The organism is Streptomyces sp. MNU76 (assembly GCF_020982545.1).
Taxonomy (GTDB): Bacteria; Actinomycetota; Actinomycetes; order Streptomycetales; family Streptomycetaceae; genus Streptomyces.
On record NZ_JAJKLK010000019.1, the window covers coordinates 957,004 to 972,084 of the forward strand.

16 protein-coding genes are annotated in these 15,081 nt (G+C 70.8%); 10 read left to right on the forward strand and 6 right to left on the reverse strand.

The features are described from left to right. Nucleotides 1–162 precede the first annotated feature (162 nt). The 5 genes from E4N62_RS30840 to E4N62_RS30860 all read left to right on the forward strand — a co-directional run bounded on the left by E4N62_RS30840 (nt 163) and on the right by E4N62_RS30860 (nt 3,098). Nucleotides 163–888, forward strand: coding sequence for a thioredoxin domain-containing protein (locus tag E4N62_RS30840; RefSeq protein ID WP_230220286.1), 726 nt, complete (start codon nt 163–165; stop codon nt 886–888). 231 nt (nt 889–1,119) lie between these two features. Beyond that, nucleotides 1,120–1,449, forward strand: a complete 330-nt coding sequence (locus E4N62_RS30845; RefSeq protein ID WP_308185860.1) for a hypothetical protein — start codon at nt 1,120–1,122, stop codon at nt 1,447–1,449. A 149-nt stretch (nt 1,450–1,598) separates the two neighbouring features. After that, entirely contained in the window at nt 1,599–2,096 is a 498-nt protein-coding gene (locus E4N62_RS30850) for a TM2 domain-containing protein (RefSeq protein ID WP_184904371.1), read from the forward strand. Further along, nucleotides 2,089–2,487: a DUF2752 domain-containing protein gene (locus E4N62_RS30855; RefSeq protein ID WP_230219692.1), complete on the forward strand. Its 399-nt coding sequence runs from the start codon at nt 2,089–2,091 to the stop codon at nt 2,485–2,487. The genes E4N62_RS30850 and E4N62_RS30855 overlap by 8 nt, the downstream gene beginning before the upstream one ends. A 347-nt stretch (nt 2,488–2,834) precedes the next feature. After that, on the forward strand, nt 2,835–3,098 hold the full coding sequence (locus tag E4N62_RS30860; protein ID WP_033525300.1) for a TM2 domain-containing protein: 264 nt from the start codon (nt 2,835–2,837) through the stop codon (nt 3,096–3,098). A 206-nt stretch (nt 3,099–3,304) separates the two neighbouring features. On the opposite strand, the gene E4N62_RS30865 is transcribed toward E4N62_RS30860, so the two are convergent. The 5 genes from E4N62_RS30865 to E4N62_RS30885 all read right to left on the reverse strand — a co-directional run bounded on the left by E4N62_RS30865 (nt 3,305) and on the right by E4N62_RS30885 (nt 7,664). Further along, the gene (locus tag E4N62_RS30865) at nt 3,305–4,084 is read right to left on the reverse strand and encodes a succinate dehydrogenase iron-sulfur subunit (RefSeq protein WP_184904368.1); all 780 of its coding nucleotides are present in this window, start codon (nt 4,082–4,084) and stop codon (nt 3,305–3,307) included. Beyond that, complete coding sequence (gene sdhA, locus E4N62_RS30870; protein ID WP_230219693.1) at nt 4,084–5,838, reverse strand: succinate dehydrogenase flavoprotein subunit; 1,755 nt, start codon at nt 5,836–5,838, stop codon at nt 4,084–4,086. Before sdhA ends, E4N62_RS30865 begins: the two co-directional genes overlap by 1 nt. 23 nt (nt 5,839–5,861) lie before the next feature. Next, nucleotides 5,862–6,353 (reverse strand): succinate dehydrogenase hydrophobic membrane anchor subunit, encoded by a 492-nt coding sequence (locus E4N62_RS30875; RefSeq protein WP_230219694.1) that lies wholly within the window; start codon nt 6,351–6,353, stop codon nt 5,862–5,864. A 5-nt stretch (nt 6,354–6,358) separates the two neighbouring features. Beyond that, nucleotides 6,359–6,739 (reverse strand): succinate dehydrogenase, cytochrome b556 subunit, encoded by a 381-nt coding sequence (gene sdhC / locus E4N62_RS30880; protein ID WP_308185863.1) that lies wholly within the window; start codon nt 6,737–6,739, stop codon nt 6,359–6,361. Between the two features lie 298 nt (nt 6,740–7,037). Further along, nucleotides 7,038–7,664 (reverse strand): 2-oxo-4-hydroxy-4-carboxy-5-ureidoimidazoline decarboxylase, encoded by a 627-nt coding sequence (locus E4N62_RS30885; RefSeq protein ID WP_230219695.1) that lies wholly within the window; start codon nt 7,662–7,664, stop codon nt 7,038–7,040. A gap of 267 nt (nt 7,665–7,931) precedes the next feature. Here E4N62_RS30885 and E4N62_RS30890 point away from each other — a divergent pair, with 267 nt between their 5' ends. From E4N62_RS30890 to E4N62_RS30910, 5 genes are all read left to right on the forward strand, one after another. Continuing rightward, the gene (locus E4N62_RS30890) at nt 7,932–9,527 is read left to right on the forward strand and encodes a glycoside hydrolase family 20 protein (RefSeq protein ID WP_230219696.1); all 1,596 of its coding nucleotides are present in this window, start codon (nt 7,932–7,934) and stop codon (nt 9,525–9,527) included. Nucleotides 9,528–9,771: 244 nt separating this feature from the next. Beyond that, nucleotides 9,772–10,617, forward strand: a complete 846-nt coding sequence (locus E4N62_RS30895) for a DUF4328 domain-containing protein (protein WP_230219697.1) — start codon at nt 9,772–9,774, stop codon at nt 10,615–10,617. A gap of 106 nt (nt 10,618–10,723) precedes the next feature. Beyond that, nucleotides 10,724–11,269, forward strand: a complete 546-nt coding sequence (locus E4N62_RS30900) for a hypothetical protein (RefSeq protein ID WP_230219698.1) — start codon at nt 10,724–10,726, stop codon at nt 11,267–11,269. A gap of 85 nt (nt 11,270–11,354) precedes the next feature. Further along, on the forward strand, nt 11,355–11,960 hold the full coding sequence (locus E4N62_RS30905; protein ID WP_230219699.1) for a hypothetical protein: 606 nt from the start codon (nt 11,355–11,357) through the stop codon (nt 11,958–11,960). Between the two features lie 119 nt (nt 11,961–12,079). Further along, nucleotides 12,080–12,508 carry a hypothetical protein gene (locus E4N62_RS30910; RefSeq protein WP_230219700.1) on the forward strand — a complete coding sequence of 143 codons (429 nt, stop codon included), beginning with the start codon at nt 12,080–12,082 and terminating at the stop codon, nt 12,506–12,508. A 224-nt stretch (nt 12,509–12,732) separates the two neighbouring features. On the opposite strand, the gene E4N62_RS30915 is transcribed toward E4N62_RS30910, so the two are convergent. Continuing rightward, complete coding sequence (locus E4N62_RS30915) at nt 12,733–14,601, reverse strand: FG-GAP-like repeat-containing protein (protein WP_230219701.1); 1,869 nt, start codon at nt 14,599–14,601, stop codon at nt 12,733–12,735. Nucleotides 14,602–15,081: the final 480 nt, after the last annotated feature.

Genomic DNA, 15,081 nt, shown 5'->3' on the forward strand with positions numbered 1-15,081 from the left:
CCGGACGTCGTACAGTACGCGGACATGTCAGGCCCGTGGGTGTTCCGGGCGAGGACGACGGGTGCTGAGGGAGGAGAGCCGCGCAGGCTGTGATCCGGCCCGTCGGCGAGTGGGGGAGGGGCGTTCTCGACGGTGGGTGCGCGGAGAAGAGGGGTGACGGCCGTGGTGGTCGTGGCGCTGGGGCTGCTGCTCGGTGGATGCGGTGAGCGTGCCACCTCGGTGGAGCGGAAGCCGGCGTACGAAAGCCTGGGGGAGCTGCCCGAGGAGCTGGACGCCGACGGTACGACGATCCGTGTCGGGGATCCGCACGCGCCGGTCACCCTCCGTCTCTACGAGGACCCGCGCTGCCCCTACTGCGAGGAGTACGAGCAGACCGGCGGAGGTCCGGCCGCGCGTGACCGGACGCTGCGGCGCACGGTGGTGACCGAGTACACCCTCGCCTCCTTCCTGGACGACAGAGTGGGGGGCAGCGGCTCGAAGAAGGCCGTCAACGCCCTGCGCGCCGCGCTGGAGGAGGGCAAGTTCGCCGAGTACCACGCCGTGCTCTACGAGAACCAGCCGGAGGAGATCGTCGACGGCTTCACCGATGCGTATCTGCTCGAACTCGCCTCCGAGGTGGAGGGGTTGCGTGTTCCGGCGTTCGACTCCGCCGTCAAGACCATGAAGTACCGCGACTTCGTGACCAGGTCCGAGAAGGCCTACGAGCAGGCGGGCTCCGACCCGCGCGGACCCGGCACACCCACCGCCGTGATCAACGGGAACCGGGTCAGCGAGGAGTACTCCGGGATCCTCTACGACGAGGTCGCGTTCGACCGGCTGCTCGGCGCCGTGGAGAAGGACCCGGAGGCGTGGGAGGAGTACGAGCCCATGTCGGAGGACATGGACTGAGTGTCGGTCCTGTCAGTGCGGCCCCCTGCTGTCCTGCCATGGCAACGGTGACGTTCGTCGAAGAGACGGCGAGTGGGGTGCGGGGCGACGGCCGGGCGGTCGAACTCGCCGAGGAGCGGATGGCGGTGCGGGAGCTGATCCGGCGGCGGGTCGTCGTCCTCCTGGCATCGGCCGAGCGTTCGGACCAGCGTCCGGGCCAGCCTTCGGGCCAACGTTGCCGAGACCCGTCGGGTGCTGCTGGAGCGGCTCGTCCCCCGGCTCGCGATCGCCGACCGGTGCACGTTCGACGGGCGGTTCCTCCAGGTCGAGGGCAAGCTGTACACGTACCGGATCCATCTCGGCTCCGGGAGCATCCGGATGCCCCCGAACGACCGCTATCCGTGCATCGTCCCCAAGTCGGCCGTCACCGGCGGGAACGGAAGCAGCGGTAGGAACGGAACCCCGCAGACCGGCTGTCTCCCCTTCGAGGGCGACCGTATGCTCGCAGTCATCCTCAGCAAGGCGATGCTGCTCGCCAAGGACACGGAGATCACGGACCCGACGATCCTCAGCCAACTGTGATCAGGGGCTGTGACTCCGCCCACATGCGGGAGTCGGGGCGGGACCGGTCGAAGTAACAACTTCTCTCCGGGCCCTTGCCTCCTGCAATATGACGGACAGCCCATAGAGTTTTCAGCCGCTCAAGCAAACAACACGCAGGAGTCAGTACCGTGACCGAGCAGCCTCAGCAGCCCGCTCAGCCCCCGCAGCCGCCGCAGCCCGGATACGGGTACCCGAACGCCGCCCCCGGCCAGCCGGGCGCCGGCCCGTACGGGGCTCCGCAGGGCGGCTACCAGCAGCCGGGCGCGGGCCAGCCCGGCTACGGCTACCCCGCGCAGGGCGGCTACCCGCAGCAGGGCGGTTACCCCCAGGGCGGCTACCAGGTGCCCCCGACGCCGGGCGGCGCGTACACGGGCGACCCCAACGCCCCGTACGGGTACGACCCGTACGGCCGCCCGTACTCCGACAAGTCGAAGATCGTCGCGGGCGTCCTCTCGCTGTTCCTGGGCTCCTTCGGCGTCGGCCGCTTCTACATCGGTCACGTCGGTCTCGGCGTCGCACAGCTCCTCACCTGCGGCGGCCTCGGCATCTGGGCGCTGGTCGACGGCATCATCCTGCTCACCAGCAGCAACACCACGGACTCCAACGGACGTGTCCTGCGTGGCTGAGCGCGGTCTCAGCACCCTCCGGCATCCGGCGGCGGCCCCCCTCGCGGTGGCCGCCGCCGGGCTGGCGGGCGCCGCGTACCTGTACGGCACCAACCCGCACGAGCCCGGCCATCTGCTGCCCCAGTGCCCGTTCCGCTATGTCACCGGGCTGCTCTGCCCCGCCTGCGGCGGCACCCGCATGGTGTACGACCTGATGCACGGCCAGTTCACCGCGGCCTGGCACGACAACCGGATGCTGCTGCTCGCCGCGCCCTTCGCGCTCGCCCTGCTCGGCCGTTGGGCCTTCGAGGGGCTGCGCGGCCGCCGTTGGCGCCCCGGGCTCAAGCCCCGCACCCAGGCGCTGATCCTGGGCGTGGCCGTGACGTGGACGATCGTCCGCAATCTGCACTGAGCCGGCCCGCACGCAGCCCGCACGCAGCCTGCACCGAGCATGCACCGAGCCCGCGCGGCCCCCGTAAATCCCTTACGCCCGCTTTATGTTGCTCAGTTGTCGCAAGTTGGCTGGAATCGGATCACGGAATCGGAACGATCGCCCGGATCCACTCCCATCCGCCCCTCACGTCTCATTACGCTGCAACGGCTACAGGGGGGATGACGGGGGATTACGTCGTGCTCGATCGTCGGCCGGTGTTTGCCGTGCCCGATCGCCGCAGGTTCTTTGCCGCGCCTTCTCTCCTGTGATCGCTCCCGGAGCAATCCGCTTCGGTATTTCAGTCAGTACATCCAGGAGTTACTTCCATGACCGTCCCCACCCCTGACGCTCCCTTCGGCCACGACCCGCAGGGTCGCCCGTACTCCGACAAGTCGAAGATCGTCGCCGGCATTCTGCAGCTCTTCCTCGGCACGCTCGGCATCGGTCGGTTCTACGTCGGTTCGGTCGGCGTGGGCGTCGCCCAGCTCCTCACCTGCGGTGGTCTGGGCTTCTGGTCCCTGATCGACGGCATCCTGTTCCTCACGAGCAACGACCGCACCGACTCGCAGGGTCGTGTCCTGCGCGGCTGAGTGCGGAGGATCGCCGTTCAGGTGATCGACCGAAGGGCCTCGTCCACCCCGGAGCTTCCCCCAAGGCTCCGCGCGGGGACGGGGCCCTCGTGCGTGGGCACGCCCGGGTCGCACGCCCGCCGCGCACGCCCCGAGCATGAGGAAGGCCCGCAGGTGATCCTGCGGGCCTTCCTCATGCGTTGCCGCGGCCGTTGCCGCGACGGGGATCAGAAGCGGCGCGTGATGAGCGCTCGCTTCACCTCCTGGATCGCCTTGGTGACCTCGATACCGCGCGGGCAGGCGTCCGTGCAGTTGAACGTCGTACGGCAACGCCACACGCCGTCACGGTCGTTGAGGATCTCCAGCCGCTGCTCGCCGGCCTCGTCGCGCGAGTCGAAGATGAAGCGGTGGGCGTTGACGATCGCGGCCGGACCGAAGTACTGGCCGTCGTTCCAGAACACCGGGCACGAGGACGTGCACGCGGCGCAGAGGATGCACTTCGTGGTGTCGTCGAAGCGCTCACGGTCCTCGGCGGTCTGGAACCGCTCACGCGTCGGCTCGTTGGTGTCCTTCGTGATCAGGAAGGGCATCACGTCCCGGTACGCCTGGAAGAACGGCTCCATGTCCACGACCAGGTCCTTGAGGACCGTGAGGCCCTTGATGGGCTCGATCGTGATCGGCTTCTCGGGGTTGATGTCCTTGATCAGCGTCTTGCAGGCCAGACGGTTCTTGCCGTTGATCCGCATGGCGTCCGACCCGCAGATGCCGTGGGCGCAGGAACGGCGGAACGTCAGCGTGCCGTCCACGTCCCACTTGATCTTGTGCAGACCGTCGAGGACGCGCTCCTTGGGGTCGATCTCCAGCTGGAAGTCTTCCCAGACCGCCTCGGCCGCGACCTCGGGGTTGAAGCGGCGCACGCGGAACGTGACCGTGATGTACGGGGAGTTGGCGAAGCCGGGCTCGGGGCTGCCTGCCGCGTCCGCCTTGTCCAGAGTCGGAGTTGCCATCAGTACTTACGCTCCATCGGCTGGTAGCGGGTCTGGACGACCGGCTTGTAGTCGAGGCGGACGGTCTCGGAGCCGTCGTCGCCGACCTCGCGGTACGCCATGGTGTGACGCATGAAGTTGACGTCGTCGCGGTTGGGGTAGTCCTCGCGGTAGTGACCACCGCGGGACTCCTTGCGGGCCAGCGCGGAGACGGCCATGACCTCGGCCAGGTCGAGCAGGTTGCCCAGCTCGACGGCCTCCAGCAGGTCGGTGTTGAACCGGCGGCCCTTGTCCTGGATCGCCACGTTCCTGTAGCGCGCGCGCAGCTCGGCGATCTTCTCGACGGCCGTCTTGATCGTCTGCTCGGTGCGGAACACCATGACGTTGGCGTCCATGGTCTCCTGCAGCTCGCGCCGCAGCTCCGCCACGCGCTCGTTGCCCGTGGAGGAGCGCAGCCGCTCGATCTGCTCGACGACCAGGGACTCCGGGTTCTCCGGCAGCTCGACGAAATCCGCCTTCTGGGCGTACTCGGCGGCCGCGATGCCCGCCCGGCGCCCGAACACGTTGATGTCGAGCAGCGAGTTGGTGCCGAGACGGTTGGCGCCGTGCACGGAGACACAGGCGACCTCACCGGCGGCGTACAGACCGGGGACGACGGTGGTGTTGTCGCTGAGGACCTCACCCTCGACGTTCGTCGGGATGCCGCCCATGGCGTAGTGCGCGGTCGGCTGGATCGGGATCGGGTCCGTGTAGGGCTCGATACCGAGGTAGGTGCGCGCGAACTCGGTGATGTCCGGGAGCTTGGCGTCCAGCTGCTCCGGCGGGAGGTGCGTGAGGTCGAGGTAGACGTGGTCGCCCTCGGGACCGCAGCCGCGGCCCTCACGGATCTCCGTGTAGATGGAGCGGGACACGACGTCACGGGACGCGAGGTCCTTCATGACCGGCGCGTACTTCTCCATGAAGCGCTCGCCGTCCTTGTTGCGGAGGATGCCGCCCTCACCGCGGGCGCCCTCCGTCAGCAGGATGCCCATGCGCCAGATGCCGGTCGGGTGGAACTGGAAGAACTCCATGTCCTCCAGCGGCAGCCCGCGACGGTAGACGGCGGCCTGGCCGTCACCGGTCAGGGTGTGCGCGTTGGACGTCACCTTGAAGAACTTGCCGCAGCCGCCGGACGCGTAGATCACGGCCTTCGCCTGGAAGATGTGGATCTCGCCGGTCGCCAGCTCGTACGCCACGACACCGGCCGACTTCTTGACGCCGTCGACCTCGGTGATCAGCTGGTCCAGGACGTAGAACTCGTTGAAGAACTCCACGCCGTGCTTGACGCAGTTCTGGTAGAGCGTCTGGAGGATCATGTGGCCGGTGCGGTCGGCCGCGTAGCAGGACCGGCGGACCGGCGCCTCGCCGTGGTTGCGGCTGTGACCGCCGAAGCGGCGCTGGTCGATCGTGCCGTTCGGGGTCCGGTTGAACGGCAGGCCCATCTTCTCCAGGTCGAGGACGGAGTCGATGGCCTCCTTCGCCAGGATCTCGGCGGCGTCCTGGTCGACCAGGTAGTCACCGCCCTTGACCGTGTCGAAGGTGTGCCACTCCCAGTTGTCCTCCTCCACGTTGGCGAGCGCGGCGGCCATGCCGCCCTGCGCGGCGCCCGTGTGGGAGCGGGTGGGGTACAGCTTGGTCAGCACGGCGGTGCGGCTGCGCTGCGTGGACTCGATGGCCGCGCGCATACCGGCGCCGCCGGCGCCGACGATGACGGTGTCGTACTTGTGGATCTTCATGATCGGTTGCCTCAGCCCCGTGCCTAGCGGATGTTCGGGTCGAAGGTGAAGATCACCAGCGTGCCCAGCAGGATGGTGAACACCGTGGCGGTGTAGAGCAGGCCCTTGAGCCACAGCCGGGTGTTCGGGCGCTCCGCGTAGTCGTTGATGACGGTACGCAGGCCGTTCGCGCCGTGCAGCATCGCGAGCCACAGCATCAGCAGGTCCCAGGTCTGCCAGAACGGCGAGGCCCAGCGGCCCGCGACGAACGCGAAGCCGATCTTGGAGACGCCGCCGTCGAGGACGAGCTGGATCAGCAGGTGGCCGACGACCAGGACGACCAGGACGATGCCGGACAGACGCATGAAGAGCCACGCGACCATCTCGAAGTTGCCGCGGGTCGACCGGGGGGTCTTCTTGGTGCGCTTGCGGGGCGGCTCGATGACGGGGGCCGGGTTGTCGGGGCTGTAGCCCGACAGTTCACCGGCGCCCTCGACGGGGCCGATGCCGGAGGCGGTGGTTTCAGTGGCGGACATCTGCCTCAGCTCCCGAAGACTTCACGGACGGCGTGACCGAGGACGGGGTACAGGGCCCCGATCATCAGCACGAGCCAGACGCCGACGACGGACCACAGCATCGTCTTCTGGTGACGGGGGCCGTTGGACCAGAAGTCGACGGCGATGACCCGAAGACCGTTGAGCGCGTGGAAGAGGACGGCGGCGACGAGGCCGTACTCCAGCAGCGCGACGATCGGCGTCTTGTACGTGGCCACGACCTTGTCGTAGGCGTCGGGGGAGACACGGACGAGAGCGGTGTCCAGCACGTGTACGAACAGGAAGAAGAAGATGAGGACGCCGGTGACTCGATGAGCCACCCAGGACCACATTCCTTCCCGGCCGCGGTACAGCGTTCCAGCCGGCACGGAAGAACCCTCCGGGAGCGGGGATTGGGGCCGGCCGGCTTGCTTGTCGGTCTGACCCGGCCGGGTACGGTCCACCGGCCCCGGCCATGGTAGCGACGTCGTTGCACTTGGCTTAAGCCGGGAGGGTTGGTGTGATCAAACTGGCATACAAAGGCGCACGTAAGGGTGAGTACCGGGCGGGGCGGGGCGGGGTGCGGGTTGGATTCCGGGTGCGGGTGGGTGGGGGTTGTTCGCGCGGTTCCCCGCGCCCCTACAAGCGCAGCTCCCCGCGCTCCCGAAAACACGCGGTTCCCGCGGTCTACGGCACCGGGCAGGTGTTCGTGGGGCTGATGCGGGTGGTCAGGCGGGTTCTTGCCAGGCGGCGTAGTTCCTCGGCCACCACCACGCGCTCCTCCTCCGGGTCGTTCGAGAGGCGGGAGCGGATGCCCTCCAGGGTGCGGTCGAGGAGTTCGTCCGGGCGGGTGGTGTCCAGGGCGATGACGAAGACATGGCCGAAGCGGGCCTCGTACGCGGCGTGCGCGGCGTTGAGCGCGGTGTGGGCGACCCCGTAGGTGTCGTCGGGCAGGGCGGGCAGGGTCTCGCCCGCCAGGGCCTCCGCCAGGTCCGCCGGTGTGAGGTCGTACGCGGCCTCGTCGGACGCGGCGAGCAGGGCGCCCAGGTCCGGGTAGGGCCGGTGGTCGGTGAGGCGGTGCGCCCAGCGCAGGCTGCGCAGGCAGGCGAGCAGGGCCTGCCGGGCGGTCTCGGCGGGGGCGTGGTTGAACCGCTCCAGGGCCGAGGGGCCGGGAGTGTGGGCCTGCTCCGGGACGGCGACCTGGCCGGGGAGGCGTGGAAGACGGTGCGGAGGCAGCGTGGGTCCTCGGCGATGCGTAGGGGCCGGCTGGGCAGGCTGTGCGAAAGGTGCCACCACGATATCGAGGCGGTTCATGGGCTGTCCGTTCGATGCCCGAAATTCACCCGGACGGGAGAGTTTCGGAACCAGTGGTGGACGGTTCGGGCGGTGAGACGTCGTAGGTTCGAGAAGGGGGCTCGGCGGAGAGTCGGGAGTGAGGCCGGGGGAAAGCGCGTGGCGAGAGGTGTGTGAGATGTCGTGGACGGCGAGCGGGACGAGGACGGGCACGGAGACCGGGGGCCTGTCGTGAACCGAGGCCGGCGCAGGGCACCCCGCGGGAAGACGGCGATCACGTCGAAAGGGTTGCTCCTGGGCACGGGAGTGGTGCTGGCGGGCGGCGCGGTCGCCGTGGCCGTGACCGTGTGGCCGGGCGGCGGGACGGGCGCGCCCAGCGGCTCGGGGCCGTCGCCGCAGGGGTCGTCCGTGAGCGCCGCCGGGACCACGCCCTCCGCGTCCCCCTCGCCGTCGCGCACCTACCCCTTGTCGACGAAGCCGCGGACCATCCCCGCCGTACGGCAGCACGAGCCCGCCCGCGGCCCCGGCTGGAAGCCCGCCGACGGGGGCCGCGTCGTCGTACGGAACGCCGCGCTGGCCGACGAGGGGCGGCTGACCGCCGGGGAGCTGGGGCTGGCGTACGGCGGAGAGGCCCGGCCCCGGGCCGGGGACGTGGAACTGGCGCTCACCGAGACCGACGCGCCGAGGTCGGAGGCGTACACCCTCACCGTGAAGGACGGACGCGTGCGGATCGCCGCGCCCGCCGAGGCGGGGGTCTTCTACGGCACGCGCACCCTGAAGCAGGAGGTGCGCGGCGGCGGTACGGCGCCGGAGGGCGTCGTCCGGGACGAGCCGGCCAAACCGCAGCGCGGGTTCATGCTCGACATCGCGCGCAAGCACTTCACGGCGGGCTGGATCGAGGACCGCATCCGTGAGCTGGGCGACCTGAAGTACAACCAGCTCGGCCTGCACCTCTCCGACGACCAGGGGTTCCGGATCGAGTCCACGAGCCACCCCGAGGTGGTGTCGGAGCAGCACCTCACCAAGGCCCAGGTGCGGAAGATCCTGGACCTCGCGGAGAGCCGGCACATCACGGTCGTACCGGAGATCGACTCACCCGGACATCTGGGTGCCGTGATCGCGGGCAATCCGGGGCTCCAGCTGAAGAACGCGCAGGGCGTCGCCGCGAGCGGTGCCGTCGACATCTCCAATCCCCGGTCCGCCGAGGTCGTGGACGAACTGCTCGACGAGTACGCCGACCTGTTCGACGGCGCGTACTGGCATCTGGGCGCCGACGAGTACCGGGCGCTGATGGCCTCCGACCCCGAGGCCTCGTACCCGCAGCTGGCCGCCGCCGCGCGGCAGAAGTACGGCGCCGGTGCGACCGTCGCGGACCTCGCCACCGGCTGGCTGAACGACCGCGCCAAGGTGATGCGCGGACACGACCGGACCGTCCGGGCCTGGAACGACGGGTTCTTCCGGGGCGGCTCGGTCCAGGCGGACAAGGCCATCCAGGTCGCGTACTGGACGGGCAAGGAGATCGGGGCCCGGCCGCCGATCGAATACCTGAGCGCCGGGCGACAGGTGATCAACTACAACGACGAGTACCTGTACTACGTCCTCGGCGAGCCCAACCAGTTCGTCTACCCGACCGGGCAGCGCATCTACGAGTCCTGGACCCCCCGGGTGCTGCGCGGCACCACCGCCGTGCCCGCCCAGTACGACGACCAGATTCTCGGCGGCTCCTTCGCCGTCTGGTGCGACCTCGCGAACCGGCAGACCGAGGCGCAGGTCGCGGCGGGCGTCCGGATGCCGCTGCGGGCGCTCTCGCAGAAGCTGTGGGACCCGGGGAAACCGGGCCTGACCTGGGCGCAGTTCCGGGAGCTGGCGGGACGGGTGAGCTGAGTCCCGGGGCGCGGGCCCGCGTGCCGCCCGGCACCGGCCCGCGCGACGATCGGCGTCATGGAAGGGGAAACAGGTGGACGGGCAGCGCGGGTGAACCGTATGTTCCGCCTGTTCGATTGCCGAGCGTGAGGGTCTGGGGAGGACCGCCGTTCGGTCTGTTCCGATCATCCGATCTCGATCCCCGATCACCATCACCGGTCATGGGCGTCCGAGCGCGGGCGACCGATCACACGGGGGCTCCACGATGAACTGTGCGCGCTGCGCGACCTATGCGGCGGCACCCGGCGGTGAGCTGTGCCGGCAGTGCGAGGCGGCGGATCTGCACCCCGCGCCGGCGCCCACGCCCGCGCACGCCGCCGTTCCGCATCCGGCGGCGCCGGGGCTCCCCGTCCACACGGCCCTGCCGATCCAGTCCCCGCACGGGCCCGCGTGGCTGCGGTCGCCGGTGGGGCGTGCGGTGGCGATCCTGCTCGGAGTGGTCGCCGTGACCGACCTGGTCGCGGTGTGGGCGGATCTCGTGATGCTCGACGTGCTGGGAAGGATGACGGACGGAGAGTACGGGTTCGGTGTCGATGCGGACGCGGACCGGGCCGACCGGCTCACCGGTCTGACCGGAAGCGCGCAGATCCTCGCCTATCTCGTCACCGTCGTCGTCTTCCTGATCTGGTTCCACCGGGTGCGGGTCAACGCGGAGGTGTTCGAGCCTTTCGGGCACCAGAAGAAGCGGGGCTGGGCCATAGCGGGCTGGATCGTGCCGATCGTGAACCTCTGGTACCCACGCCGGATCGCCCTGGACAGCTGGGACGCCGGCAGCCCGTCCACGAAGCCGCGGTCGCACGCCCTCGTCAACGCCTGGTGGACGATGTGGATCATCAGCGGTGTGGCGAACCAGGTGAGTGGCCTGGCCCTGCGCCGGGCGGAGACGGCGGAGGAACTGCGGACGGCCACCGAACGTGTGCTGTTCGCGGACGCTTTCGAGATCCCCACCGCCGTGTTCGCCATCTTCTTCGTCCTCGCCCTCACCCGTATGCAGGACGACAAGGCGCGGACCGGGCCGCGTGCCGAGCCCGAGCCCGTGGCCGCCCTCTGAACCTGTCCTCCGTGAACCTGTCCTCCTTCGCGGCCGTCCAGGGGGACCCGGGCGGATTGCCCGATTCCGGGGGCGAACCGCCCTACGGGTGTGGTCTATTCCCGGTATGGGGTACTGGGGGTACTACGTCGTGGGCAGAAGCGAGCGGCCGCTCGCGGAGCTGGACGCGCTGGCCGAGGCCGAGGCCTTGACGCTGTGCGTGACGGCGGACGACGGCTGGCAGATCTGGGCGTACCCGACGGGCGCGCCGGGTGTCGAGGCTGCCGGGGGTTCCGGGAGTACCGGCGATGTCGGCAACATGAACACGCTCGCCCGGGAGACGGGCGCGCCCGCGCTGTTCGGCTATGTCATGGACAGCGACTGCGTGGTCGTCGAGGCGGCGGCACCGGAGAGCGGGGCGTGGACGACGTGTCTCGCGCGGCGGGCCATGGCCGCCTATCTGGGGGACGTCCAGGGGCTCACGGTCGAGGACTACTTCCTCGAACCGCGCGACGCCGCCGAACGCGCCGTCGCCTGGGCCGCGGAGGCGGGACGGGTCGTCGTCGAGCGTTCCCTGGTCGAGGTGTTGGCCTCGGAGCCTGGACCGGCGGACCCCTTGGCTGAAAACATTCTCTTCCGGTTGCTCGACCGGCTCGGGGTCGTCCCTCTGTGACACTCCCGGGTCGTCGCACGCAGTAAGGGGAAGTGCGGGCTCCGTATTTCCGGGGCACGGTCGAGCGGGATCTAGGGGAGGCGCGATGAGCCTGGTGGAGCTGTTGGCCCAGGCCGACGAACGTGGTCTGGCGGCCGGCGGGTTGGCTTGTTTGGACCGTTGCGTACCGCTTCTCGGGGGCGACGACGAGGTCCTGCGTCCGCTGTGGGCGGGCCTGGTGGACGAGGGGGAGGAGTGGGGAGAGCGAGTCGCGAAGATACGCGGCGAACTGGCGCCACCGGGCCCCTCCGACCCCGGCTCCGACGCGGGCGGTGAAGGTGACGGCAGTGGTGACGGGGGCGAGGAAGTCGTCCTGCTCGCCCGCCGGATGCTCGACGCGGTTCCCGGGGAGCGGTCCGGTGACGGGCTGCGGGAGTGGGCGGAGATGTGCTCCGTCTCCGCGCTGCGGATCCATCAGCTGCTCGACCCGCTGGACGCCGGGGGCGCCGACTCCGTGGCGGCGTGCCGGGAGGGCCGTACCGAGGGCGCGTCCCATCTCGTCGCCGCCGAACTGCGTCGTCAGATCGCGGTGTTGGAACTGCTCGCCCAGCACGGCGCGGCGGGGCTGCGGCAGGCGCTCGGTGTCGCCACGGAGGGGCGGCGGGTGCTGCGGGCGGTCGTGTCACGGCGCGCGCGAGGGGCGCGGCGGTAAACCTCGTTTCCTGGCGGGTCCTGTGGGTGTCCTGGGGTCGCGTGTGGCGGTCCTGCACCGGTGTCGGGGACAGGCCGAAATCGCGAAACGTCTCGTGCCAGGCGGGCGCTTTCCCGAGTGTGAGCGCACAGCAGACATTCAGTTCGGTCGGTCCCTCCGGCGCACCGGGGAGCCGCGGGAACCGGCCCGGCAGCGCGGCGAAGCCCCTTCGGTGGGCCGCCGACGCGGTGGCGATGATGCGGGAAGGGGCGCGGGTGCGCCTCGACTACTCGACGCAGAGCCTGTGGCGGGTGGACCGGATGATCGAGGAGATCCGCCGGGAGGGAGCGCCGTACGCCGCCGTGGAGGGGGCGTTGCGGGGTTTCGGGGCGTACGGCGGTGAGGTCGTCGTGCGGTGGGCCGGCGGCGAGTGGGTCGAGTCGGACGGCGGCTACTGGGTCCGCACCTGGGACGGCCGCTTCTGGGACCCCTTCGACGAGGCCCGCCGGTGCTACACGGGGGGCGGGTCGCTGCGGCTGCTGTGCCACGATGCGATGCCCTCCGGGTGAGGGCGGGTTTTCGGCTGCGGGTGCGTGGGGCTTCTCGCGCAGTTCCCCGCGCCCCCTGAAAAGCAGGGGCTGCGCCCCGTGCTTTTCGCCCCTGAGTGGCCGTAGGCCCTCAAGGGGCGCGGGGAACTGCGCGAGAAGCCCCCACCGGACCCGCGGATGGGGGACGAAGGGGCGCAGCCCCTGGGAGGGACGGGTAGGGGCGGCGGGGGCGAGGAAAAGCCGGGCTACGGCGTCAGGAGCTGCCCCAGACGCGCGCCCCCCGACGCACCCAGCTGCGTGACGCCGTAGTACACGGACCGGGAAGCCACCGGCACGCCGTCCACCGACGGCATGAACAGCACCGTGCCGTTTCCTGCGTCCTCCCCCTCGACCCCGACCAGCACATCGCCGTACCCGTCCCCGGTGACATCCGCCCCCGACACCGCGGACCCGAACTTGTCCTCGGCCTCGGTCGAGCCCGGCACATCCGGCGCGTCCTGCGAGAACGCCACGGACCCCGCACCACTCACCCCGGCGGCGGCTCCCTTCAACAGCCACACCGACCCCGCGTTCGGCCGGTTCTTACCGGCCCGGGTGATGTCCTCGTTCGGCGCCCCGGTCAGCACGTCGGCGTACCCGTCGGCGTCGACATCGCCGACGGCGACCGAGGAGCCGAAGCCGTCCGAGGTCTCGGAGGCGCCCGCCACCCCCGCCGTGGCCTGGTGGACCGTCCGCGTCCCCGTCGAGCCCAGCCCGGTGGACGTGCCGGGGACCACGGTCACCTGGCCGCCCGCGTTGCCGCCGGACTCGGAGGCGTAGGGCTGTCCGACGGCGAGGTCGTCGTAGCCGTCCCCGTCGATGTCGCCCGCCGCGACGGCGCGGCCGCCCTTCACGGTCAGGGTCGCCGCCTTCGTCAGCCCCAGCGACCGGGAGCCCTTGAACCAGGCGATCCGGCCGATGCCGGACGCGTCACGGTAGTTGAGGGCCACGTCGGCGTAGCCGTCCCGGTTGAAGTCGCCGGTCGCGGCGTCCGCGTAGGCGAGGGAACCGGTCGCCGTGGTGAGGTCCCCGGCGACCTCGTGGCCGTCGCCGAAGCGGGCCGCCCAGTTGCCGCCCGTCCCGGTGGCGGCGGTGAACACGTCCGCCCTGCCGTCCGCGTTGAAGTCCCCGGTCGCCACGGTCGCGCCGAACCGCGCGCCGGCCGGCTCGTGGTCGTCGCCGAGGGCCATGGTGTCGGCGCCGTCGGTGAAGGACGGCCCGTAGAGGATCGTCACCGCGCCCCGGTCCGCGTGCCCGGTGGTGTCGTCCTCGCCGGGCGCGCCGACCACGAGATCCGCGTACCCGTCGCCGTCGACATCGCCCCACGCGGTCGCCGCGCCCCACTGGTCGCCCGACTCGGCGACGCCCGGCACGCCCGCGCTCGCCTGGTTCAGGCGGAGTCTGGCGGTCGGGACGGGCCTGCTCGCACCACCCGGCACCAGGGTGACCCAGCCGCTGCCGGTTCGGGGGGTCGGCACCACCAGGTCGATCACGCCGTCGCCCGTGTAGTCGGCGGTCGGGATCGCGGATGCGCGGGCCGGGGAGGCGGCGTAGCGGCGTATCTCGGGGAGCTCGGCGTAGAGACCGGCTCCGGGGGAGGTGAGGGACGCCGCGTCGCTGCCGCCGGATACGACGTCCAACTCCGCCGACTCGCCGCCCGTGTACACCCCGGTGTCCTCGGACGCCGTCAGCGTCACCCTGCCCGTGGGGTCGCCCGCGTACTGGCCCAGCTTCCACGCCGCCAGCCGTGCCACGGACTCCACGGCCGCCCGGCTCGGCGCGCCGCCGTCGAAGTCGCCGAGGACCGCGACGCCCGTGGACTCCCCGTCGAAGCCGGGGGTGTGCGCGCCGCGCACCGACAGGTCCGCGCCGCCCGCCCGGCCCTCGTAGATACGGCCGCACTTGTCGACGACGAAGTTGTAGCCGAGGTCGCCCCGGCCCGCCGCCTGGACGTCGTCGGCCATGAGCGCGCGGATCAGGGCGGGCGACTCGGCGCAGCTGTAGGCGTTGGTGCCGCCCGTGTCGTGGACGAACACCGCGCTGATCCGGTCGTTGTACTCGGGCGTTCCCGTCACGGCCGCCTCGTCCGCGCCCCACGCGGCCCTGCTGACGATCGGGGGCGGGTGACGGTCGAGGGCGGGCGGTGGGTACGTCGTCGGCGGCGGCCGTGCCGACGCCCGGACCGACCACGGCGTACGACACGAGGCCCGCGCCACCGGCCACGACGGCCCCCAACGTCAGCCAGCCCCTCCGCCTCGGCCCCAGCGGCTCCGACGCATGGCTCCTACGGTGACTCAAATGCCCCACCCCTGGATGAACGGTACGAAGGCGCCACCCCGGCGCAGGGGTGGCCCCTCTATTCAGCGCACAGGGCTTCACGGAGATCGGCACCGGGGGTGTGGGTGTGGCCTATGTCACGCGGGGGGCGGTCTTCCCGCTTCGGGACGATGTGCGGCCAATGCCCGGAAGGCGGAGGGGTGATGGGAAGGGGTGTACCGGCCGCTGTGACACTTCCGTGAGGCGTGACGCAGATCAGCGTGGGGGCTGGGCGTTGG